The sequence below is a fragment of the Pseudomonas sp. 58 R 12 genome (genome assembly GCF_900005865.1).
GTDB classification, from domain to species: Bacteria; Pseudomonadota; Gammaproteobacteria; order Pseudomonadales; family Pseudomonadaceae; genus Aquipseudomonas; species Aquipseudomonas tritici.
Genome location: NZ_CVTP01000021.1, coordinates 341240 through 365088, shown reverse-complemented (window position 1 = coordinate 365088; position 23849 = coordinate 341240). Strand labels below are relative to the sequence as shown.

Below are 23849 nucleotides of genomic sequence, written 5' to 3'. Positions count from 1 at the left end.
CCCGCCGTGAAGCCGCCGCCGCCGCCGCCCGTTGGCGCGCCGGCCAGCCCTTGAGCGTGTTCGATGGCGTGCCGCTGGCCTGGAAAGACCTGTTCGATGTGGCTGGCAGCACCACCACTGCTGGCGCCGCCTATCGCCGCAATGCGCCTGCCGCTTTGCTCGACGCGCCCACTGTGGGCCTGTTGTGTCGCGCCGGGATGGTCAGTGTGGGCAAGACCAACCTCAGCGAATTGGCCTACTCAGGCTTGGGCCTGAACCCGCATTTCGGCACGCCGCACAACCCCCATGGCACTGATCAACCCCGTATTCCTGGCGGTTCGTCGTCCGGTTCGGCAGTGGCCGTTGCGGCCGGGATCGTTCCCATCGCCATGGGCACCGACACCGCCGGGTCGATCCGCATCCCGTCGGCGTTCAACGGCCTGGTCGGTTATCGCAGCAGCAGCCGACGCTACAGCCGCGATGGCGTATTCCCCCTGGCCCACACCCTCGACAGCCTCGGCCCGCTGACCCGCAGTGTGCGCGACGCCTTGGCCATCGACGATTTGCTGCATGGGCGCACTCAAACCCACCGCGCCCGCAGCCTCAAGGGCCAACGCTTCGTATTGGCGCAACAGGATGTCGAGCCTGCTGTGCGCAACAACCTGCTGCGTGCAGTCGAGCAACTCAAGGCCCAAGGTGCGCTGATCGAAGAGCGCGAATGCCCGACCTTCCAGGCCACCCTGGACCTGATCAACCACCACGGCTGGCTCGGCTCGTTCGAAGCCTTCGCCCTGCACCAAGGGTTGCTCGACAGCCGCGACGCCGAACAACTCGACCCTCGCGTACGCCGCCGCCTCGAAGCCGCGCGTTCGCTGCCGGCCAGCCAACTGATCCACCTGACCGACGCGCGTCGGCGTCTGCAACAGCAACTGATCGATGACCTCGACGGCGCCATTCTCATCACCCCAACCGTTGCCCACGTGGCGCCCGCATTGGCACCGCTGGAAGCCGACGACGACCTGTTCGTGAAAACCAACCTTGCCACCCTGCGCCTGACCATGCCCGGCAGTCTGCTCGACATGCCCGGCGTGACCCTGCCCAGCGGCCGCGATGCCCAGGGCCTGCCCACCGGGCTGCTGCTCAGTGCCCCGGCGGGAGAAGACGCACGCCTGCTGCGCGCGGCGTTGTCCGTCGAAACCGTACTTAACGTTTAAGGAGATTCATCATGGCTAAAGACATTCTTTGTGCATTTGGTGTCGACGTTGACGCCGTCGCCGGCTGGCTCGGTTCCTATGGCGGTGAAGACTCGCCGGACGACATTTCCCGCGGCTTGTTTGCCGGTGAAATCGGTGCGCCGCGCCTGCTCAAATTGTTCGAGCGCTATGGCCTGCGCACCACCTGGTTCATCCCCGGCCACTCGATGGAAACCTTTCCCGAGCAGATGAAGGCGGTGGCCGACGCCGGTCACGAAATCGGCGTGCACGGCTACAGCCACGAAAACCCCATCGCGATGACCGCCGAGCAGGAAGAAATCGTCCTCGATAAATCCATCGAGCTGATCACCCAGGTCACCGGCAAACGCCCCACTGGCTACGTCGCGCCATGGTGGGAATTCAGCAAGGTCACCAACGAACTGCTGCTGAAAAAAGGCATCAAGTACGACCACAGCCTGATGCACAACGACTTCCACCCCTACTACGTGCGCAAGGGTGACAGCTGGACCAAGATCGATTACAGCCAGCACCCCGACATCTGGATGAAACCACTGGTACGCGGCGAAGAAACCGACCTGGTGGAGATCCCGGCCAATTGGTACCTCGACGACCTGCCGCCGATGATGTTCATCAAAAAGGCCCCCAACAGCCACGGCTTCGTCAACCCGCGTCACCTCGAAGAAATGTGGCGCGACCAGTTCGATTGGGTCTACCGCGAGCACGAACACGCCGTGTTCACCATGACCATCCACCCCGATGTTTCCGGCCGCCCGCAAGTGCTGTTGATGCTTGAGCGGCTGATCGAACACATCCAGAGCCATGCCGGCGTGCGCTTCGTCACCTTTGACGAAATCGCCGACGACTTTATCCGCCGCCAACCGCGTACCTGACACCCACCCTTGCTCCCCCCTTGAGGCGCGATTATGTCCATCTATAACAAGCTTGACCTGACTGGCTGGAAACCCCGGCAACTGACGTCCAAGGAAGTACGTTTCGCCACCTGGATCGCGTTTTTCGCCTGGGTGTTCGCGGTGTATGACTTCATCCTGTTCGGCACTTTGCTACCGGAGATCGGCCGGCATTTTGGCTGGGGGGAAGTGGAGCAAGCTGAAATCGCGACCTGGGTAGCGGTGGGCACGGCGGTGGTCGCCTTTGCCATCGGCCCCGTCGTCGATAAGTTGGGGCGGCGCAAAGGCATTATCTTCACCGTGGCAGGTTCCGCGCTCTGCTCGGCACTGACTGCAATCGGCGGCGCGTGGGGCAAGTCGCCGCTGATTCTGATCCGGTCGCTGGGCGGCCTGGGCTATGCCGAGGAAACCGTCAACGCGACGTATTTGAGCGAGCTGTATGGCGCCTCGGAAGACCCGCGGTTGACCAAGCGTCGCGGCTTTATCTACAGCCTGGTGCAGGGCGGCTGGCCGGTCGGTGCGTTGATCGCCGCCGGGTTGACCGCGTTGCTGCTGCCGATCATTGGCTGGCAGGGCTGCTTCATCTTCGCTGCAATCCCGGCGCTGGTGATTGCGATCATGGCGCGCAAGCTCAAGGAGAGTCCGCAGTTCCAGATCCATGAACGGATCAGCCAGCTGCGTAAAAGCGGCGCGGTGACTGAAGCACAAAATGTCGCCGTGACCTACGGCGTGGACTATGACGAACACAGCAAGGCCGGTCTCAAGGCCGCCTTCCGTGGCCCGGCGCGCCGCGCCACCCTGGTGATTGGCGCTGCACTGTTGCTTAACTGGGCAGCTATCCAGGTGTTCAGCGTGCTCGGGACGTCGGTGATTGTCAGCGTGCACCACATCTCGTTCGAGAACTCGCTGATCATCCTCGTGCTGTCGAACCTGGTGGGCTACTGCGGCTACCTCAGCCACGGCTGGATGGGCGACAAGATCGGCCGTCGCAACGTGATCGGCCTGGGCTGGATGCTTGGCGGCCTGGCGTTTGCCGGGATGCTGTTTGGCCCGAGCAATATGCCGATGGTGGTCGGGCTCTACAGCCTGGGCCTGTTCTTCCTGATCGGGCCGTACTCGGCAGCGCTGTTCTTTATCAGTGAGAGTTTCCCTACCAGCATTCGCGCCACGGGGGGCGCGATCATCCATGCCATGGGCCCGATCGGCGCGGTGGTCGCAGGTTTTGGTGCGACCCAAGTGTTGTCCGCCGGCAGCGACTGGCAAACCGCCGCGCTGTGGTTTGGCGCATTGCCGTGCTTCCTGTCTGGCGTGCTGATGTTTGCCGCGCGCCATGTGCGCCCGGAAACCGTTCAGTAAGGAGTGAGTGATGAGCCGTAAAGTTGCCTTGATTACCGGTGCCGCCAGCGGCATCGGCCAAGCCCTCGCCGTGGCCTATGCCCGCCACCGCGTGGCGGTGGTGGGCGGGTATTACCCGGCTGATCCCCATGACCCGCAGACCACCGTCAGCCTGGTGGAAGCCGCTGGTGGCGAATGCCTGATGCTGCCGTTGGACGTGGGCGATACTGCCTCGGTCGACGCACTGGCCGCGCAAGCCATACAGCATTTCGGGCGACTGGATTATGCGGTGGCCAACGCCGGACTGCTGCGTCGCGCACCGTTGCTGGAAATGACCGATGCGCTGTGGGACGAGATGCTCAACGTCGACCTCACGGGGGTGATGCGCACCTTCCGCGCGGCGACCCGGCATATGCATGAAGGCGGCGCGCTGGTCGCGATTTCGTCGATTGCCGGTGGCGTGTATGGCTGGCAGGAACACAGCCATTACGCGGCGGCCAAGGCCGGTGTGCCGGGGTTGTGCCGGTCTCTGGCGGTGGAGTTGGCGCCGCTGGGCATTCGTTGCAATGCGGTGATTCCAGGGTTGATTGAAACGCCGCAGTCGCTGGATGCAAAGAACTCGCTGGGGCCGGAAGGTTTGGCCAAGGCGGCGCGCGCGATTCCGCTGGGGCGGGTAGGGCGAGCGGATGAAGTCGCGTCGCTGGTGCAGTTTTTGACCAGTGAAGCGTCGAGCTACCTGACCGGGCAGAGCATCGTCATCGACGGCGGCCTGACCGTACGCTGGCCCGACTGACTGCACCCCATTTAAAAATGTGGGCGCTGGCTTGCCTGCGATAACGGTGTATCAGTGAATACATGTGTGGCTGACCCACCGCCATCGCAGGCAAGCCAGCTCCCACATTAGAACCGTGTTTGTCTCGGGAGAATTTACATGCCTCAACTCACTCACCGCCGCGCCGTCATCACCGGCGCCGGCAGTGGCATCGGCGCTGCCATCGCCCGTGCCTACGCCGCCGAAGGCGCGCGCCTGGTGCTGGCCGACCGCAACGCCGCCAGCCTCGCCGAAACCGCGATCACCTGCCGCAACCTTGGCGCCGAGGTGTTCGAATGCCTGGCCGACGTCGGCACCGTCGAAGGCGCCCAGGCCAGTGTTGATCGTTGCGTCGAGCAGTTCGGCGGTATCGATATCCTGGTCAACAATGCCGGCATGCTCACCCAGGCGCGTTGCGTCGACCTGACCATCGACATGTGGAACGACATGCTGCGCGTCGACCTCACCAGTGTGTTCGTCGCCAGCCAGCGCGCCTTGCCGCACATGCTCGCGCAGCGTTGGGGGCGGATCATCAATGTCGCCTCGCAACTGGGCATCAAGGGCGGCGCCGAGTTGACTCACTACGCCGCCGCCAAGGCTGGGGTGATCGGCTTTACCAAGTCCCTGGCGCTGGAAGTGGCAAAAGACAACGTACTGGTCAACGCCATCGCACCGGGCCCGATTGAAACGCCATTGGTGGGCGGTATCAGTGAGGAATGGAAACGCGCCAAGGCCAAGGAGTTGCCGCTGGGCCGTTTCGGCCTGGCCGATGAAGTGGCGCCGGTGGCGGTGCTGCTGGCCAGCGAGCCCGGCGGCAACTTGTTCGTTGGCCAGACACTGGGCCCGAACTCCGGCGATGTCATGCCATGAGTGAGGTGTAGCCATGTGCGGACTCTGCGGACTGCTCGGCGAGGACTTGCACTGGAGCGATCCCCTGGGTGATGAGTTACCCCGGCGCCGTGAACGCCTGCGCCGGATCGCGGCGATCAACCAGGTGCTGGCGGTGTTCCGGCTCAAGGTCGAAGACTTCCAGGGCGCGTCCTATCTGCTGCTCGGCGCCACTGGCAAGCAGGCGCTGGCCAGCGGTCTGGATCAACTGTGGCAAGCCGCCGAAAACATGCTCGGCCAGCCACTGGATCCCCTCGATCCGCGTTTGTTGGAGCACTTGGAGACAGCCCGATGAGCATCGCCCTCAACGTCATCACCGGCTTCCTTGGCAGCGGCAAGACCACCTTGCTCAAGCGCCTGCTGCAGGGTGAAAGCCTGGGCGACACCGCGTTGCTGATCAACGAGTTCGGTGATGTCGGCATCGACCACCTGCTGGTGGAAGAAGTGGCGCCGGATACGGTGCTGCTGCCCAGCGGCTGTGTGTGTTGCTCGATCCGTGGCGAGTTGAAAGAGGCGTTGTTGACCTTGTTTCAACGCCGTGAGCGCGGTGAAATCCCGGCGTTCAAGCGGGTCATCCTGGAGACCACTGGCCTGGCCGACCCGGCGCCGATCCTGGCCACCCTGAACAACGACGTGCAGTTGCGCGGGCGTTTTCATATTGGCTTGGTGATCACCCTGGTGGACGCCAGCCATGCCGTCCTGCAAGAACGCCTGCACCCGGAATGGCTGGCCCAGGTAGCGGCGGCGGACCGCTTGCTGCTGAGCAAGACTGATCTGGCGGGTGACTGCGCTGCACTGCGCGCCCATTTACAGGCGCTCAATGCCGGTACGCCGATCCTCAATACCCATGACATCCATAGCGGCGACCAACTGCTGCTGGGCGAAGGCCTGCGCAGTGCCGAGCCCGCCATGGAAGTCAGCCGCTGGCAGCTGCATCACACCACCACGGCCACCCACGGCGCTGCGCAAGTCTGCAGCCTGACCTTCGACCAGCCTCTTGATTGGGTGGGTTTCGGGGTATGGTTGTCGATGCTGTTAAGATGCCACGGCGAACGAATTCTCCGCGTCAAAGGGCTGCTCAACGTGAACGCCAGTAACGCCCCCATCGTCATTCATGGCGTGCAGCATTGCCTGCATGCGCCGGTGCATTTGCCTGCATGGCCGGGCAGCGACCGGCAATCACGCCTGGTGTTTATCCTGCGTGGCCTCGAGCCTGCGCTGCTCAAGCGTTCGTTTGAAGCGTTCTCGCGGCGGTTCGCTGCATGATCACACTCCGCGTTCTCGGCACGTCGGTCACCCTGCTTGAATGCCTGCGGGTACGCGCCGAAGAGGAGCTGGGCATTCGCCTGGTCTACCAGGTGCACGACGTCGAGCAGGCGCAACGCATCGCGGTGATGCAACCCGACAGCTACGACCTGTATGACCAGTGGTTCCACAACGTCGACTTCGTGTGGCCGGCCCGGGCCATCCAGCCTATCGACACCCGACGCATCGCGCTATGGCACGAGATCAATGACCTGCCCAAGCGCGGGCGCCTGTCGCCCGATGACCGCCTGGGCAGCGGCAGCGTGCCCAGCGAGCGGCTGTTCGTGCAGCACGACGGCAGCCTCGGCAGCACGGTCACCGAGCGCATCAGCATGTTGCCCCTGACCCACAACGCCGACAGTTTCGCCTACCGTCCTGAGCGCTTGCCCGAAGGTTTTTGCCATGGCAATGAAAGCTGGGGCTGGTTGCTCGACCCGGCCTGGCGCGCACGTACCGCCCTGCAAAGCGACGCTGCGATCGGTGCGCTGGACGCTGCGCTGGCAGTGCAGGGCGCGGGGCTGGCGAGCTTCAAGGACATCGGCAACATGAGCATCGAAGAGATCGATGTACTGGCCGACATCCTCGTGCGCAAACAAAAGGAGGGGCACTTCGCGGCGTTCTGGTCCGATGACGAAGAGGCCGCGCAATTGATGCTCAGCCCCAGCATCGATATCCAGAGCCTGTGGTCGCCGACCTTGATGCGCCTGCACCGCGCCGGGGTGAAATACCGCCTGGCGGTGCCACGCGAAGGCTATCGCGCCTGGTTTGGTGGTTTGTCATTGTCGCGCCATGCGAAGGGGCCGGTGCTGGATGCCGCGTATGCCTACCTGAATTGGTGGCTGTCCGGCTGGCCCGGTGCGGTGATGGCGCGCCAGGGTTACTACATCGGCAACCCGGCGCGTAGCCGAGACCATCTGAGCCGCGCCGAGTGGGATTACTGGTATGCCGGCAAGCCTGCGCGAGAGGAGCTGCCGGGCAGCGATGGCCTGCCGTTGATCGATATCGGTGAAGTGCGCGACGGCGGTTCCTATGAGCAACGCATGGGGCATATTGCGGTGTGGAATTCGGTGATGGATGAACACAACTACCTGGTACGGCGTTGGGGGGATTTTATGCGTGCTCGCGGCTAAGTCGTCGGTCAATGGCTTACCGCCATTAAAATGGCAGTGAAGTCCCCGGTTTTATTGGGTGCACTTATGCTTTGTCCCGGTTAATCTGCGCAAACCAAATATCCATGCGAAATGGATGTTTTTTTGACGCCGGGTCAGCATTTGCCAGGAACGCTTATGACGAAGGGACGTAATGGCAGAGAGAGGCGAATGCTGCCAGAAGCCACCGCACTGCGCTGGCGCCATACGTTTCAAACCCGAATTGCCAGCGTGCTGGCGCTCTTGCTGTTGGTGGTGGTCGCCGCCACTTATTTCGCCGTCAAGGCCGCCACCGCCCGTGCCGTGGAAAACCAGGCGCAAGTTCAACTGAAAACCGGTAGCCAAGTGTTCGAACGCTTGCTGGAACTTCGTGGGCGTCGCCTTCAATACGGCCTCGACTGGCTCACCGTGGACGGCCCGTTCAGGCAGGCGGTGGCCGAGGGCAAGACCGTGGCGATGCTCGCGGCCCTGCGCCGGCATGGCACGGGTATTCGCTCCAGCGAAGTGTTTGTGCTGGGCCTGGATGGCAACGTCATGGCCAGCACCTTGCCCCTCTTCACGCGTGGCCAGGTTTTCCCTTATGACGATGCCATGCGCCACGCGCGTCGTACCGGCTTGCAGATGCTGATCGTGGCCATGGACGGTTGCCCTTACTTGCTGGTGCAACACGAAGTGCTCGACCCGCTGCCCATCGCACGCGTGGTCATGGGCTTTCCCATGGACACGTTGTTTGCCAATGAACTGCGCGCCATGAGCAGCCTTGAGGTGTCTTTCCTCAGCGTGCAGAACGGTAAACCCGGTGCGCTATTCAGCACCCAGCCCGAGGCGTACCAGGCCACCACCCTCAGTCTTTTGCGCGAGGCGCGCGTCAACCCCGAGCCGCAGATCCACCTGTTCTACGGCGAGCGTGTGCTCAGCCAGGTACTGCCGCTGGCCAACTCCGGTGACGGCGACGAGGTGCGTGTGCTGCTGCAAAGCCCGCTGGACCACGCCCTGGAATCCTTCGCGCCCCTGGACCGGCAGTTCCTCGGGATTGCCCTGGCGGTGCTGGTGGTGTCGCTGGCTGGCGCGCTGTTCCTGGCGCGGCGGGTGTCGCGTCCTCTTAACGCCTTGGTGCAAGCCGCCGAGCGCATCGGCGCCGGTGACTACCGCACGCCGGTGCGGGTGCGCGGCCATGATGAATTTGGCCTGCTGGCCCGGGCGTTCAATGCCATGCAAAGCGGCATCGCCATGCGCGAGCGGCAATTGGCCCATAACGCCCTGCATGATCCTCTCACCGGTCTGCCCAATCGCGCCCTGGCCATGGAGCGCCTGGGCAGTGCGATCAGTGCTCGGCGGCCGGTGGTTTTACTGTACGTGGGGATCGAGAACTACCGGGTGATCAACGAAGGTTTCGGCCCCGCCGGTGTGGAAGAAATGCTGCGTGAAGCCAGCCGCTGCCTGTCCATGAGCCTGTTGGCCAGCGACACCGCCGCGCGCATCACCGGCAGTGAATTCCTGCTGTTGCTGGAAAATACCGAGATCGACCGCGCCGTGTCGCGCGCCGATCGCCTTTATGCGCTGCTCACCGAACCCCAGCGCATCGGCAATGACGAACTGCGCCATGAAGTGAGCATTGGCATCGCGGCTTACCCCGCCGATGGCCAGCAGGTGGAAGAGTTGATCAGCCGCGCCGCCATTGCCCGGCATGACGCGGCGAGCCTGCCGGGGCATTTGCAGATCTACCAGCAGGACCGCGACCTGGCTCACCAGCGCCAGATCACCCTGATCCGTGACCTGCGGCGTGCCGCGGTCGAAGGCGAGTTGTTCCTGTGCTACCAACCCAAGCTCGACCTCAAGCACGGCCATGTATGCCAGGCTGAAGCCTTGTTGCGCTGGCAGCATCCGACCCTGGGCCAGGTGTCTCCCGCCGAATTCATCCCCTTGGCCGAGCGCACCGGCAGCATGAGCAGCCTGACCCTGTGGGTGATCGAAGAAGCCATCCGCCAGATCGGCGAGTGGGGGCAGCGGGGCATGCATATCCAGCTGTCGGTGAATATTTCGGTGGATGACCTGGCCGATGATGACCTGGCGATCCGGGTCACCGCCTTGCTGATGCACTACCAAGTGGGCGCCCAGCAACTGATTTTCGAGATCACCGAAAGCGCGATCATGCACAACCCGCAACAGGCGCTCAGCGTGTTGGAGCAACTGCGCGGCTGCGGTATCAGCCTGTCGGTGGATGACTTCGGCACCGGCTATTCCTCGCTCGCGCAACTGCAGCGCTTGCCGGTGCAGGAGTTGAAGATCGACCAGTCGTTCATCCGCAACCTGAACAGCACCAGTGGCGACGGCGTGATCGTGCGTTCCACCATCGAAATGAGCCATAACCTCGGCCTCAAGGTAGTGGCCGAAGGCGTCGAGTTCGCCCCCAGCTTGAAGCTGCTCAAGCTGTGGAACTGCGACACCGCCCAGGGATACCTCATCAGCCGACCGCTGAATGTGATGGCGTTCGAGATGTGGATGCGCCGTGAGCGGCTGCCGCTCTGAACCACCACCTAATAACCGCATAACAACCGCATAACGACCGCATAACGACGCCTACTAGCCCCGTAGCAGCTGCCGAGCCCTGGCGAGGCTGCGTTTGCGGTGTGTCAGGCAGACCGCAAACGCAGCCTCGCCAGGGCTCGGCAGCTGCTACGGGGGGGGCGAGGATGGCGAGTGTGGCGGGGGACGGCGGGGACGGCGAGGGTTGCGGCGGGAAGGCGCAATGGGATCGGGCAGAAAAAAGGCGGCTACCTGCGTGGGTAGCCGCCTTTGTCTTGCCGCCGGTGTTGCTTAATCCGGCAGTTTGAACGCCATTACATAGTCACCCTGCTTGGTACCCAGGGAACCGTGACCGCCCGCCATGACCAGCACGTACTGCTTGCCGTCCTTGCCGGTGTAGGTCATCGGCGTGGTTTGCGCGCCCGCTGGCAGGCGGCCTTCCCACAGTTGCTTGCCGTTTTTCACGTCATAGGCACGCAGGTACTGGTCGAGGGTGCCGCTGAGGAAGGACACGCCACCAGCGGTGGTGAAGGTGCCGCCCAGGCTAGGCACGCCCATGGTCAGTGGGATCGGAACCGGCGAGCTGTCGCGCACGGTGCCGTTTTTGTGCATCCAGATGGTTTTGTGGGTGGTCAGGTCGACCGCCGCCACGTAACCCCAAGCTGGCGCCTGGCACGGCAGGCCCATTGGCGACAGCATGGCTTCGAGGATCACACCGTACGGCGCGCCTTTGTTTGGCTGCACGCCTTCGGTTTCACTGACGCGTGGGCCTTGCTTGGCGATGTCGGCCGCCGGGATCAGCTTCGATTTGAACGCCATGTAGCTTGGGTTCACGAAGGCAATCTGACGCACCGGGTCGACGGAAATGCCACCCCAGTCGAACACGCCGAAGTTACCCGGATAAACGATCGAACCTTGCAGCGATGGCGGGGTGAATGGGCCGTCGTAGCGCAGGGATTTGAAGTCGATGCGGCACAGCATCTGGTCGAACGGCGTCACGCCCCACATGTCACGCTCTTTGAGCGGCGGTGGCATGAAGTTCAGGTCGGACTTCGGTTGGGTAGGGGAGGTGCGGTCGCCCGCTACTGCGCCTTGCGGGACCGCCACTTCGTGGATCGGCACGACCGGTTGGCCGGTAGCGCGGTCCAGCACGTAGATGCTGCCTTGCTTGGTCGACGCCATCACTGCCTGCTTCACGCCGGCTTCGGTCTTGATGTCGATCAGCGAAGGCTGGCCGCCCACGTCCATGTCCCACAGGTCATGGTGAGTGAACTGGAAGGTCCACTTCACGTGGCCGGTGTCGATGTCCAGGGCGGTGAGGCCGGCAGCGTATTTTTCGGAATCGTCGGTACGGTCGCCGCCGTACTGGTCGGGCATCTGGTTGCCCATCGGCAGGTAGAGCATGCCGAGTTTTTCATCCACGGCGAACATGGACCACATGTTCGGCGAGTTGCGGGTGTAGGTCTTGCCTTCGGCCAACGGGGTGGTGTCGTCCGGGTTGCCGCTGTCCCAGTTCCACACCAGCTTGCCGGTGTGCACGTCGAACGCGCGGATCACGCCGCTCGGTTCGTCGATGGAAACGTTGTCGGTCACGTGACCGCCAATCACCACCAGGTTCTTGGTCACGGCCGGTGGCGACGTGGAGTAGTAACCGCCGGGGGCGAAGCTGCCGATATTGGCACGCAGGTCGACCTGGCCTTTGTCACCGAAGTCTTCACACATCTTGCCGGTGTCGGCATTCAGGGCGATCAGACGGGTGTCGGCGGTCGGCACGAAGATGCGTTTCGGGCAGGCGTTCGGTGCGACGGCCGGGCTGGCGCTGCCGGTCGGGCTCTGCTCGGAGGCATAGGCGGCATCATCGTGATACGACACGCCACGGCAGGTCATGTGCGCCCAACCCTTGAAGCTTTCAGCACCTTGTGTGGTGATCTTCGGGTCGAAACGCCAGATTTCCTTGCCGGTGTCTGGGTCCAGGGCAATCACTTGGCTGTGCGGCGTGCACACGTAGAGCATGCCGTTGACTTTCAGCGGGGTGTTTTCCGCGGTGGTTTCACCCGGGTCGCCTGCGCCAGGGATGTCACCGGTGCGGAAGGTCCACGCCGGCACCAGTTTGTGGGCGTTTTCCGGGGTGATCTGCGCCAGCGGCGAGTAGCGATCGCCAAAGGCCGAACGGCCGTAGGCGTTCCAATCGCCGTCGGCCTGGGCCGGTGCAGCGTTGGCCATGCCCGGTACCGCGTCGCGGTCCAGCTGGCCTTTGATTTCACCGGGGTTGGTGAATTGGCTGGCAATGGCGGCGGCACCGGCCAGCACCACGGCAACGCTCAGTGCGCCAGTGCCCAGCGGGGCAGGCTGACCACGCAGCAACGGACGGCGAAACCACGGGAGCAGCATGACGAGACCCAGGGCGAACAGCAGCGCCAGGCGTGGCACCAATTGCCACCAGTCCAGGCCGACTTCCCACAGGGCCCACACGGTACTGGCGAACAGCACCAGTGCGTACAGACCCAGCGCGGCGCGGCGAGTAGCCAGCAGCAGAACGCCGGTCAGGGCGATGCCGATACCGGCCAGCAGGTAATACAGCGACCCGCCGAGCATAGTCAGCTTGATACCACCGGCCAGCAAGGCCAGGCCCATGATCAGCAGCAAGACGCCTAGCAGCCTGGGCAGCAGGCGACTTGGGCTTGAGGCACCGTCAGTGCTCATAGTTGTGTTTCTCCGTTGCGTTGGAATTATGTATCCCCGTGTTTCTTCACTGTAGATGACGATTCGACACGGGCTTGGTTCAGCGTTAATTCAGTTTTTCTGGGGATAAGCACGGTTATCCACATGCGGGCGATTTATTCCCACGCGCAGGTCTGTGTAAGACAGCGCTGTCTTGATGGGCGGTATGATTCGGCAAGATGGGGTCGACCGGGAGGTGAAACGTTTCAGATTATTGCGGGCAAGGATAAAGGGAGTGCGCGGTTAGAGAAAGCGCAAATCGCAAGATGCATCATTTCAGATTTGGTAACAGTGACTAAATGTCGCTGCAAAAGGCGATGGGAACGGGTGTGTGTCGGAGCTGGCTTGCCTGCGATTGCATCGCCTCGGTGCAACTGGAATACCGAGGTGTCTGTATCGCGGGCAAGCCCGGCTCCCACAGGGATTGGGGGAGATTTAGAAGGTTGTGCGGACGCCGAACTGCACGCTTCTGCACGGTGCCGGCGCGATATCCCGCAGGATCGAACTGGCGTAGCGCACCGTCTGGTTTGTCAGGTTTTCACCGTTCACAAACGCCAACCACTGGCTGCCACCCATGTTGAAACGATACCCGGCGCTGGCGCCCAATGTGGTGTAGCCATCGGTGCCACTCTCGTTATCCGGCACACGCGCTTGTCCTGCGGCATGTTCAACATCGATGCGTGCCTGCCAGCGGTCCAGCTCCCACAACAAGCCGCTGTTCAAGCGCAGCGGCGCAATACGCGGCAAGGCTTCACCGGTATCCAGATTGGTCGCGCGGGTGTAGTCGCCCGACAGTTCCAGTGCGAACTTACCGTAGGCGCTTTCGCCAAGTTTCCAGTGATCCTGGGCTTCGAAGCCGGCGAAACGTGCACGCACGCCGGAGTATTTGTACTCAGGGATGCCGCCTGCGTCTTCTTCACCCTCATCGTTCAGTGTGCGACCGCTGCCCAGCAGGCCGATGTAGTTGGAGAAACGGCTGTAGAACACACCAAAGCTGCCTTTGTGGGTGCCGTTGTCAAAGCGCAGTGCCAGGTCGCTGGACACGGCTTTTTCTTTCTTCAGGTTGGCATTGCCCAGCTCGTAGGTGCCGGTGGCGACGTGGGCACCGTTGGCGTACAGCTCGTAAAAGGTCGGCGCGCGTTCGGTATAGCCCAGGGTCGCGGCCAGGGACCAGATTGGCGTGAGGCTGTAGACCGCCCCGGAGGACAGGCTGCCGGCGGTGAAATCATTGGATTTGTCCGCACCGGCGAAGCGCGCATTGCCCTTGGCATCCGGGTCGACGCTGGTGTGTTCCAGGCGCCCGCCGAGGCTGAGTTTCAGGCGCTCGGTGGCCTGCATTTCTTCGAGGATAAACAGCGCGCCGGCGTTGGTGTCGGTCTGCGGCACGAAGGCTTCTTCACCGAGGGCCGAGAATTCGTTGCGGGTCACTTGTGCGCCAACCACGCCGTCGAACGGGCCGATGGGGTGGTGACGGGCTTCGACGCGCGCTTCATAACCCTTGTTCTTGAAGATCGTGCCGGTTTCGCCGCCTTCGATTTCACGGTGTTCGTAATCGGTGTAGCCCGCGTCAAGTTTTACCGAGGTAAACGGGCCTTGCAGGTTGCGGATCTCCGACGCGAACGCGTAGTGGTCCTGCTGCATGCGAATGCGCACGTCCTTTTCGGCCGGGGAGCCATAGTTCGCGTCGTAGTTGCTGTAGGACAGCCCGGCATAACCGTCATCCCAGGTGTAGGAACCTCCCACCGCGCCGCCGTCCTGGCGGCCGTCGCTGTTACCCAGGCGGCCGTTTTTGCCAGGGGCATCGTCGGTTTCCGGGGCATGGCGGCTGCGCGCCTGGCCGGGGATGTTCAGGTCATTGAATGCCCGCGCATTGGCGTCCAGGTGCAAGGCAAAGGTGCCGTTACCGGCTTCCAGTCTGCCAGCGCTGCTGCGCGTGGTGTCGGCGCCGCCGTAGCGCAATTCACCGGCACCGTGGATGCCTTCGATGGCCTCGGTGGGGATACGGTTGTCGAACGTGTTGACCACGCCGCCGATGGCGCTGCCGCCGTACAACAACGCCGCCGGGCCGCGCACGATTTCAATGCGATCGACGTTAACCGCGTCCAGCGGCACCGCGTGGTCGTAGGACAGCGAAGAGGCATCCAGCGCACCCACGCCATTGCGCAGGATGCGGATACGGTCGCCATCCTGGCCACGGATGATGGGCCGGCTCGCGCCCGGGCCGAAGTAAGAAGACGACACGCCCGGCTGTTTGTTCAGGGTTTCACCGAGGCTGCCTTTTTGTTGCAGGGTCAGGTTATCGCCCTCCAGCACGGTGGTCGGCGAAGCAAGCTGTTCGCTGCCTAGAGGGTTGCCGGTGATGACCTGGGGCTGCAACTCCAGGGCGTGGGCTTCGGAGCAGATCAACAGGGCGGCGGCGAGTGGGGTCAAGCGCCACAGAGAAGAGAGGGGCATCGGACATTCCTTGGAAAACGACGAAAAGATTTGAGATTTATCGTTACAATATAACATCTCTTTTTCGTTGGAGGCGGGAACTTTTTATAACGAGCAGGCGGGGTGATAAGGTGTGCGCCTTCGTGAACACATTTTTCATAGGCCTGGCATGACCGCGACAAGTAACGACCCACTCCACGGCGTGACCCTGCAGCACGTCCTCACCACCCTGGTGGAACACTACGAATGGGAAGGCCTTGCCGAGCGTATTGATATCCGCTGCTTCAAGAGTGACCCGAGCATCAAGTCGAGCCTCACCTTCTTGCGCAAGACGCCTTGGGCGCGGGAGAAAGTCGAAGGGTTGTACGTGAAACTGATGCGCACCAAACGCCCGTTGGATTGAACCCATGAAGCGGTTCGTGGCAGCAGCGGCGCTGGCCGGTTGGACGGGGCTGGCGATCCAGCAATACCTGATTTTCTATTCGCGCTGGGAGTCGGGCGCCAGCCTGATGGGCGGGTTGGTCAACTTTTTTAGCTTCTTCACCGTGCTCACCAACACCCTGGCGGTGGTGGTGTTGAGCTATGCGTGGGTGAATCGCGATTGCGCAGCGAAGCGGTTTTTTCTCGGGCCCAAGGTCAGCAGCGGCATCGCCGTGAGCATCGTGGTGGTGGGCCTGGCCTATAACCTGCTGCTGCGGCACCTGTGGCAGCCTGAAGGTTTCCAGTTTATTGCTGACGAGTTGCTGCACGACGTGATGCCGGTGCTGTTTTTTATCTACTGGTGGCGATGTGTGCCCAAGGGCAACTTGCACGTCAGGCACATCGCGGCGTGGGTGATTTACCCGCTGGTGTATTTTGGCTATGCGCTGCTGCGTGGGGATTTGCTCGGGCAGTATCAGTACCCGTTCATTGATGTGGGGACCCTCGGTTACCCACAGGTGTTTGTGAATGCCGGGGGGATTTTGGCGGGGTTTGTGCTGATTGCATTAATGGTGGTGGGGCTCGACAGGTTTCTGAAGCCACCACAAATCTAATGTGGGAGCCGGGCTTGCCCGCGATGACGGAGCGTCAGTCGATGAATCTGTCGACAGATGCACCGCTATCGCAGCGATGCGGCGCCCGACAAGCCAGCTCCCACATTTGATCTTTAGTGTGTTCGAGGGGGTTACTCGTCTTCGCTGCCCTCGGCGCGCCAGTAACCCACGGCCTTGAGGTGTTCCTCATTGACCTTGTGCGTGTCCAGCAGCACTCGCCGTACCCGGCGCGACAACTTGGTTTCGGTCGCCACGAAGCTGTACAGCGAACCGCTCGGCAGCGTCAGGTTCTGTACGGTGTCGAGCAGATCGTCCTGGCCACGCACCACCCATTTCACCTGCACATCGGCGGCACTTTGCAGTGCTTGTTGCTCCGCCGCATTGGCGATCTCAATCACGGCCAACACCTTGCGGCCCGCCGGCAGTTCTTCCAGGCGTCGCGCAATGGCAGGCAGGGCGGTTTCATCGCCGATCAACAGGTAGCTGTCGAAAATATCCGGCACGATCATCGAGCCCCGTGGCCCGCCGATGTACAGGTGCTGGCCGACCTGCACCTGCTCGGCCCAGGTGGATGCAGGCCCATCGCCGTGCAGCACGAAGTCGATATCCAGTTCGCCAATGCTCAGGTCAAAGCGCCGTGGCGTGTAGTCGCGCATGGCCGGTTGCGGGCCGTCGCCCTTGATGCTGAAGCTCGGGCTTTCCAGCGCGGCCTGTTCAGCGGCGTTCTGCGGGAACAGCAGCTTGATGTGATCGTCACTGCCCAGGCTGATAAAGCCCGCCAGTTCAGGGCCGCCCAGGGTGATGCGGCGCATGCGTGGGGTGATATCAACCACACGCAGCACCTCGAGGCGACGACGTTTGATTTCGTGGGTAACGCGATGGATGGCTTGAGTATTCATTCTGCTTTCCCGTCGGCAATGGCTTGGGCGGCGCCGTTGAGCAGCGCCGCGACACGAAGAATTTCTTCCGGGCTCCAACGCCCGTGGTGCGAATGCAGGGCATGACGCAGGTTATGCACCGCCTCGTGGATTTCCGCTGGGCGGTCGTGGCCGCGCAGTGAACGCTTGCTTACGTCGATGCGCATGCGAATGCCGTCCAGGGCCACCGCCTGCTCGCTTAAGAAGAGACGACCGGCGTCGGTGATTGTGTAGCGTTTTTTCCCGCCCTCGGCGTCACCCGTGATCAATTCGCTCTCTTCGAGGAAGTTCAAGGTCGGGTAGATCACGCCGGGGCTGGGGGAGTAGGCGCCGTCAAACAGGCCTTCGATCTGACGGATCAGGTCGTAGCCGTGGCAGGGCTGTTCGGCGATCAACGCCGGCAGCAACAGCTTCAAATCGCCCGGTGCGAAGACCCGCGGGCCACGGCTACTGCGTTCGCGGCCGGGGCGTTTGTCGAAGCCGTCACGGTCATGATGATGGGGGTGATGTTCTCTCATTTTCTCTGCTCTGCGCTTTGGTAAGATACAACTTAAGATATATCTTTGCTTAAGGGCAAGCGCGTCTGACCAACGGTCAACCCCTTTCGGCTGGCAGGACTCGAGCAGTGTTCTATTAATTAAAATAACGACTCGATTAATCAGCGACATGCCTTACAGCGATTGAAGTGACAGAGACGTTTCGAACTAGAGCGCCGTGTAATATGGTTCTTACAGTTAATCGCTCTTCATAAATTAATCGAAGTAGTCTTTGCCTTACAGTTGAATGAAAAGTTTTGGCAAAAGGCCATCTTTTTCCTATGGCAAATAATTTGTTTGGCTACAGCAACTAAGGAAGTGCCCTGCTTACCTACAAGGATGGCCTTTGGATACTTGTTTGCGTTGATCGAGCCATGGGTTCGGTCAATGCAAGTAGTTGGAAAGCACGAACCCCAATGACGCTTTTCATCGCTTCTAAAACCTATACGTTTAGAAAACAGGTATTCAGCCATGTTTAAGAAAATTGCCGTCGCAGCACCCCTGGTCGCGGCCGTATTGAGTTCCTCCATGGCCTTTGCTGCCGATGACGCGCGTTCGTCGATCAACATCAAGGCGACCATCCCCACCAAGCAGTTCCATGCCCAGCCTCGCGACCCGAACTTCGGTAAGGACGAGACCATGAACTACAACGTGGTCAGCGGTGAACTGAGTTCCCTGCGCGCCACCTATGACGTCAAGAACACCGACGGTTCGGTACACGCCTACATCGAGGGCGGCCCCACGTCGGCCGCGCTGTACAACGGTAGCGACAGCATTGCGCTGACCAATACCTTCAACGGTGTCGTGCTCACCGCCACCCCTCAGGAGGTGGTCGACGACCCTCAATCCACCCCCGGTACCCAGGCTGACCTGGTGATTACGCCGGCCAAGCCGGCGGATACCCAGAACGGTCTCTACACCGCCCAATACACGGTGATCTTCGATGCCGTGCCACGTGCTCCGGCGCCTTAACGGCCCGGTGCAAGAGACTCTGGCTTGCGCCGGAGCTTGATCAAAGGTCGGTGGCCTGTCCTGGCCGCCGACCCGATTGAAGGTATAAGCGAGTATTCCGTTCATGTTCTCTATGACGCCGATTGCGGGTGCGCTCGCGCTAGTGTTTTGCGCCACTGCCCTGGCCGCGCCGACGGCACCGGGTTCTTTGCCTGGTAGCCTGTTATCGCAGTCCAAGGGGTTACCCACCGACTTTGAACAACACTTTTTCGATGTGCCCCTGGCCGTACGGGTTGAACTGGATCAGCAGTTCCTTGGCGAGGCCCTGATTGTATTGGGGCGCGACGATCGTATTACCCTGCTGGAGTTCAACGACACCGAAGACAGCAACTACGCCGCCAGCGAGCGCGACACGTGGGAGCAACTTCTGCAACAAGGCATGGCCCTTGGCAGTTGCGAAGGTCGCTGCCCATCGCAGCTACTGGCCGTGCACTACAGCTTGGAAAACTCTCTGGTCTCGATTCTTACGCAAAACGTGGAACGCAGCGTCGAGATCAAGAAATATTACGACCAGCCCGAAGACGGTAGCTTCGGGCTGATCATTAATAACCAACTCAACCTCAACGGTGGCCAGGACCAGGCCGTCGGCGGACGCTACGGCCTCGCCGCCAGCGCCAGTGTCGGCAACTGGACCCAGGCGCTCAACCTGCAACTGTCGCGCTTCGGCGGCATCGACACCACGCTCTACCACGCCGTGCACGAACTCTATAGCCAGCGCGAACTGGACGGCCACTTCCTGCGCGTGGGCTATTTCACCCCAGGCTCCGACGGCCTTACCCGGCAAATCCGCAACTTCGGCAACACCCCGGACACAGCCGTGGGCCTGATGTTCGGCAGCTCCGACAGCCTGCTGATCAACAACCCCAAGCCCAGCGTCTATCCGATCTACGTCACCGCCAGCCGCCAGGCCTCGGTGGAGATCTACCGCAATGGCTTGCTTATCAACAGCCAACCGGTGGCTGCCGGCCTGCAAACCCTTGACACCCGGCCCTTGCCCGGCGGTATCTACGAAGTGGAAGTGCGCCTGGTGGAAGATGGCCTCACCACCGCCACCACCCAGGAGCTGGTGTACAAGCCCAACAATTGGCGCAACGCCGACGAGCGCTGGCGCTACAACAGCTTTGTCGGGCGTGAGACCAAACTGTTGAGTAACTGGGACGAGCAGCCAACCGGCGACTGGACCTACGGCGCCGGCCTCAACTACCTGGCGCACCCGCGCGTGATCCTCGGCCTGTCCACTCGCAAGGTGCGCGAGGCCATGCAGTTCGGTACCTCCATCGACTGGACCCTGGCCAACAGCACGAGCCTCTACGCCAACGTCTACCAGACCCAGGATCACGGCACCGGTCTTGACCTGCAAGGCCTATATAGCTACGGGCATGGCACCGTCGTGCTCAGCCACAACCGCAGCTGGCTCGACACCCGCCGCACCTACGAGATGTTGCCCGACGGTACACGGTTGCGGCCGCGCACGGCGTTTATCGGCCAGACCAGCAACTCGTCGCTGTCGGTCAACCATCGCCTGAGCAACAAGAGTTCGATCAACTCGCGACTCTCCTACAGCCAGGGCAATATTGAAGGCGTGGGCCTTGACCTGGGCTGGAACCTGCGCAGCAGCCTGCTCGGCAGCGACACCAACTGGCGCTTCTCGGTATTCGATCGCCCGGCGACGTCTACCACCGGCGACCGGCGCAATCGCGGCATCGACATCAGCGTCAGCCTGGCCCTGGGCGGGCCCGGCGAGCAGTGGTCCGCCAGCCTCGGTACCCGCACCGCCCGCGACGGCGGCCGCGATAACAACGGCTCGCTGACCTACCAGAAAAGCTTTGAAGACCACGTGCTGCAAAGCGTCTCGGCCACGGCGATTGCCGATACCTACGGCGTGGGGTTATCCGGGCGCGGCAGTTTCCAGACCGAGGCGATGTCGGGCGATGCCTTCGTGCAGCGCTCCTCGTTCAACGATCAGCTCAGCGGCGGCCTGAACCTCTCCAGCACCCTGGCTGTCGGCGGGCAGAAAGCCGTGCTCAGCAGCCAGTACCCCAACGGCGGTGCCGGGATGATCGTCGACGTGGACACCGACATCGACGACATCACCCTGCGTGCCGATGACTTGAGCGGTGGCAGCACCACCTTGCGTCCGGGCCGCAACTACGTACCCATCACGGCCTATCGCAGCAGCACCCTGAGCTTCGACTTCGATGGCAACCACCCACCCGCCGCCAGCATCCAACCGGTGCGCAGCCCCTACCACCTGAACAAAGGCGGGGTGGGCTACCGCAAGATCAGCGTGATCAAGACCGTCACCGTGCTCGGCCGCTTGATCGACGGCCAGGGCAACCCGCTCAAGGGCCACCACGTGATCAACCACGCCAGCCGTGGGGTCAGCGAAGTCGACGGGTTCTTCTCCATGGAAATGAACGCCAGCTCGCCCACCCTCGAAGTGCGCTACGCCAACCAATTGCTCTGCCAGTTCCGTCTGGAACCCAGCCAGGCACGCCTGGAAAGCGACGTGCTGATGATCGGCGATCTGCGCTGCACCCCAGACACGCTGGCCGCAACCTATGCAGGATTTTGAAACATGAAACCATCAGTGATATACGCGTTCTGGCTGTGCTGCCTGTTGCCGCTCGGCGCCCAGGCCGGGCCGCAGATCAACGTCGGGGTGGTCTATGACTACCTGGACGGAGCCAAGAGCACCTATATGAAACGCGTGTTCAACGGCGGCACCTCCACTGCGTTCGTCAAGGTCAACATCCTCGAGATGATCTACGCCGCCGACGGCAGCTACCGCGAGGTGCCGGTGCAGACCCAGGCCGGCGCCACCGTGCGCGACGGCCTGATGGCCAGCCCCGCACGGCTGATCGTGCCGGCCAACGGCACCCAGGGCACGCGTCTGTTGTTCATGGGCAATCGTGACAAGGAGCGCATGTTCCGCGTGCGCTTCGTACCGGTGGTGCCCGAGACCGAAGATGAGTTCGCCGTCAGCGAACAGGAGCGCGCTGACTACAAGCAAAGCCTGTCCGCCGGGGTCAAGGTATTGGCCGGCTACGGCACGGTGTTTTTCGTGCGGCCCAAAAACACGCGTTTCCAAAGCGTGATCCAGAACGACGCAAAGCGCTGGCAACTGCGCAACAACGGCAACAGCGTGGTCGTGGTGGACGAGTTCAAGGACTGCCGGGCCGACAGCCTCGACTGCCGGCCCACCACCAAGCACCACATCATGGTCGGGCGCTCGTTTGGCTTTGATAAACAGGCCGGGCGCGAATACCGCTTCAACCTGATCGAAGGCAACGACACACGCCATATCGAGATCGAAGGGTGACCGGCATGTTCAACAGACTGACGTGCGCTGCCCTGGCTGTGGCATGCCTGCAACCGCTGCAGGCCGCCGTCGAACGGGAAACCTTCGAAGTGTTCGCCGAAATTCCCAGCCAAGACTTTTACGTGCTGCCCATGGACCCGCAGCTGGTGCACCGCGAAAACCCGCTGCACTACAACCCGGTGTCGTCCGAACTGAGCCCGTTGCGGGCCGAATACGAGGTGAAAAATATCGGCGGCTCTATCGAAGCGCGGCTTGAGCAGATGCCCTCCCTGTCCAACGGTACTGATCGCATCGACCTGCAGGTGCGCTTCAACAACCAGCCCCTGGGGCTCACGTCGGTCGAAGTGGTCTCGGCTGCCGAGGCCAAGCCTGGCAGGCGCGTGGCCCTGGAGATCCGTGCGATCAAGCCCGACGACGATTACCGCGCGGGCCATTATTTCGGCACGGTGCAGATGGTGTTCGACGCCATTGCGCCGCGCCTGTGAAGGATATTCCGTCATGAGCAATAGAGTGTTTTTACCCGCCACATTGGCTTTGATGCTGAGCCTTTCATGCGCCACCGCCGAGGCGGCGGTGCAACACATCACCGCCGCGTTCCGTCCGGACCCGAGCAACCCTGGCCACAATATTTTCGTTAACACCACTCCGGAAAGCGGCGTGTGCCCGGGGCATATTCCGCTACTGTGCAAAGCGCTTGGCATCTTTACGATCCGCACCACGGATATCACCGCGCAGTCCAACGGGCCCATCGTGGCCAACCACCCCAGCCCGCGCCAAGGGGCAATGTGGAAGGTGCCCTCGGACTGGCGTGATGTGACGGTGACCCACCGTGGCACGGGCAAGACCGAAGTGGTGCAGATGCGCATAGCCGGCATTGGCCATCGCTGGAACAGCTTGCCCCAGGGCGTGACCGCCTGGCATCCCACCAACTGGGTGGCCCTCTGGCGTGAGGCGCCCAGCCCATGTCAGGGCGTGGGTTATGCGACGGGGTTCACCCACTATGCACTGTTCTTTTGGCTGGTCCCGGAAAACGCCGGCGTGTGCTCCCGGTCGCCGCAGATCACCATCGACAGTTTCAACTACAGCCACACCGAATATGCCTACGCCATGAAGACCCCCAACCCGCTGACCATGGAGGCGGGCGATTACGAAGGCGGTATCACTTACACCCTGGGCCCGGGCGGTGACTTCGATTTCGGCGATGTGATGATGCCCAATGACAACAGCTTGACCTTCAACTTCACCCTGGAAGTCGATCACCACATCAAGGTGGAAATCCCGCCAGGCGGCAACCGCGTGCAACTCGAGCCCCAGGGCGGCTGGCAGGCCTGGCTCAACAGGGGGCGCAAACCCACGCGCCTGTATCGCGACCAACCGCTCAACCTGTGGACCAGTACCCACTTCAAGATGACCCTCGAATGCGGCGAGCCCCTGGGCAACACCTGCGCCTTGCGCAACCCCGCCGGGCATCAAGTGCCGTTGGACGTGGCCGTCACCTTGCCGCCGCACTTGAGCGACAGCGCCGGCCGCCCGATCCAGCGGCGGCCGTTGCTGCTCGATGGCAGCGGCACCGACTTAATCACCCCCAGCGCCTACGTCGACCGTCAACCCAGCACCCTGCACTTCGAGGTCAAGGGCGACGCCGTGGCCGAGATGATCGACCAGGGCAGCGGCAGCCGCTACACCGGGTTGGTCACCGTGACCTGGGATTCAGAGGTCTGACAGACCACCACTATCTAACTAACGCATAACCGCTCCCAC

Annotated in this window: 20 protein-coding genes and 1 pseudogene; 16 read left to right on the top strand and 5 right to left on the bottom strand. The window is 62.2% G+C overall.

What is annotated here, in order from left to right:
* The 9 genes from BFP95_RS18945 to BFP95_RS18905 all read left to right on the top strand — a co-directional run.
* The coding region (locus tag BFP95_RS18945; protein WP_065910558.1) for an amidase at positions 1-1193 on the top strand (1193 nt) is incomplete at its 5' end.
* Positions 1194-1204: 11 nt separating this feature from the next.
* Positions 1205-2083 (top strand): polysaccharide deacetylase family protein, encoded by an 879-nt coding sequence (locus BFP95_RS18940; RefSeq protein ID WP_065880124.1) that lies wholly within the window; start codon positions 1205-1207, stop codon positions 2081-2083.
* A 33-nt stretch (positions 2084-2116) separates the two neighbouring features.
* The gene (locus BFP95_RS18935) at positions 2117-3457 is read left to right on the top strand and encodes an MFS transporter (protein ID WP_049709816.1); all 1341 of its coding nucleotides are present in this window, start codon (positions 2117-2119) and stop codon (positions 3455-3457) included.
* A 10-nt stretch (positions 3458-3467) separates the two neighbouring features.
* Positions 3468-4229 (top strand): SDR family NAD(P)-dependent oxidoreductase, encoded by a 762-nt coding sequence (locus tag BFP95_RS18930; protein WP_065880123.1) that lies wholly within the window; start codon positions 3468-3470, stop codon positions 4227-4229.
* Between the two features lie 138 nt (positions 4230-4367).
* A complete protein-coding gene (locus BFP95_RS18925) occupies positions 4368-5117 on the top strand; it encodes an SDR family NAD(P)-dependent oxidoreductase (protein WP_065880122.1) in 750 nt (249 codons plus the stop codon).
* 13 nt (positions 5118-5130) lie between these two features.
* Complete coding sequence (locus tag BFP95_RS18920) at positions 5131-5430, top strand: hypothetical protein (protein ID WP_065872568.1); 300 nt, start codon at positions 5131-5133, stop codon at positions 5428-5430.
* The gene (locus tag BFP95_RS18915; protein WP_065872567.1) at positions 5427-6401 is read left to right on the top strand and encodes a CobW family GTP-binding protein; all 975 of its coding nucleotides are present in this window, start codon (positions 5427-5429) and stop codon (positions 6399-6401) included. Before BFP95_RS18920 ends, BFP95_RS18915 begins: the two co-directional genes overlap by 4 nt.
* Positions 6398-7570, top strand: coding sequence for an ABC transporter substrate-binding protein (locus BFP95_RS18910; protein ID WP_065872566.1), 1173 nt, complete (start codon positions 6398-6400; stop codon positions 7568-7570). The genes BFP95_RS18915 and BFP95_RS18910 overlap by 4 nt, the downstream gene beginning before the upstream one ends.
* A 210-nt stretch (positions 7571-7780) precedes the next feature.
* Complete coding sequence (locus tag BFP95_RS18905; RefSeq protein ID WP_065872575.1) at positions 7781-10117, top strand: putative bifunctional diguanylate cyclase/phosphodiesterase; 2337 nt, start codon at positions 7781-7783, stop codon at positions 10115-10117.
* A 288-nt stretch (positions 10118-10405) separates the two neighbouring features.
* Here the strand turns inward: BFP95_RS18905 and BFP95_RS18900 are convergent, their stop codons facing one another.
* Complete coding sequence (locus BFP95_RS18900) at positions 10406-12817, bottom strand: glucose/quinate/shikimate family membrane-bound PQQ-dependent dehydrogenase (RefSeq protein ID WP_065910557.1); 2412 nt, start codon at positions 12815-12817, stop codon at positions 10406-10408.
* A 453-nt stretch (positions 12818-13270) separates the two neighbouring features.
* The gene (locus tag BFP95_RS18895; RefSeq protein ID WP_065910556.1) at positions 13271-15289 is read right to left on the bottom strand and encodes a TonB-dependent receptor; all 2019 of its coding nucleotides are present in this window, start codon (positions 15287-15289) and stop codon (positions 13271-13273) included.
* A gap of 148 nt (positions 15290-15437) precedes the next feature.
* Between BFP95_RS18895 and BFP95_RS18890 the strand changes: the two genes are divergently transcribed.
* Positions 15438-15671: a VF530 family protein gene (locus tag BFP95_RS18890; RefSeq protein ID WP_012722427.1), complete on the top strand. Its 234-nt coding sequence runs from the start codon at positions 15438-15440 to the stop codon at positions 15669-15671.
* Between the two features lie 4 nt (positions 15672-15675).
* Positions 15676-16302 (top strand): Pr6Pr family membrane protein, encoded by a 627-nt coding sequence (locus tag BFP95_RS18885; protein WP_065910555.1) that lies wholly within the window; start codon positions 15676-15678, stop codon positions 16300-16302.
* Positions 16303-16433: 131 nt separating this feature from the next.
* Here the strand turns inward: BFP95_RS18885 and BFP95_RS18880 are convergent, their stop codons facing one another.
* Both BFP95_RS18880 and BFP95_RS18875 read right to left on the bottom strand, forming a co-directional pair.
* A complete protein-coding gene (locus tag BFP95_RS18880; protein ID WP_065872562.1) occupies positions 16434-17201 on the bottom strand; it encodes a siderophore-interacting protein in 768 nt (255 codons plus the stop codon).
* Positions 17198-17737, bottom strand: coding sequence for a PadR family transcriptional regulator (locus BFP95_RS18875; RefSeq protein ID WP_065910554.1), 540 nt, complete (start codon positions 17735-17737; stop codon positions 17198-17200). Before BFP95_RS18875 ends, BFP95_RS18880 begins: the two co-directional genes overlap by 4 nt.
* A gap of 489 nt (positions 17738-18226) precedes the next feature.
* Here BFP95_RS18875 and BFP95_RS18870 point away from each other — a divergent pair, with 489 nt between their 5' ends.
* The 3 genes from BFP95_RS18870 (at position 18227) to BFP95_RS18860 (ending at position 22088) form a co-directional block, all read left to right on the top strand.
* Entirely contained in the window at positions 18227-18727 is a 501-nt protein-coding gene (locus tag BFP95_RS18870; RefSeq protein ID WP_065910553.1) for a CS1 type fimbrial major subunit, read from the top strand.
* 103 nt (positions 18728-18830) lie between these two features.
* Positions 18831-21341 carry a TcfC E-set like domain-containing protein gene (locus BFP95_RS18865; protein WP_065910552.1) on the top strand — a complete coding sequence of 837 codons (2511 nt, stop codon included), beginning with the start codon at positions 18831-18833 and terminating at the stop codon, positions 21339-21341.
* 3 nt (positions 21342-21344) lie between these two features.
* A complete protein-coding gene (locus BFP95_RS18860; RefSeq protein WP_065872558.1) occupies positions 21345-22088 on the top strand; it encodes a pilus assembly protein in 744 nt (247 codons plus the stop codon).
* Between the two features lie 9 nt (positions 22089-22097).
* On the opposite strand, the pseudogene BFP95_RS30390 reads toward BFP95_RS18860, so the two are convergent.
* A pseudogene (locus BFP95_RS30390) lies at positions 22098-22232 on the bottom strand (hypothetical protein); the annotation flags it as partial.
* Between BFP95_RS30390 and BFP95_RS18855 the strand changes: the two are divergent.
* Positions 22178-22573 carry a CS1 type fimbrial major subunit gene (locus BFP95_RS18855; protein ID WP_371914462.1) on the top strand — a complete coding sequence of 132 codons (396 nt, stop codon included), beginning with the start codon at positions 22178-22180 and terminating at the stop codon, positions 22571-22573. The pseudogene BFP95_RS30390 and the gene BFP95_RS18855 overlap by 55 nt on opposite strands.
* 13 nt (positions 22574-22586) lie before the next feature.
* Positions 22587-23810, top strand: coding sequence for a hypothetical protein (locus BFP95_RS18850; protein WP_256534262.1), 1224 nt, complete (start codon positions 22587-22589; stop codon positions 23808-23810).
* The last annotated feature ends 39 nt before the right edge of the window (positions 23811-23849 follow it).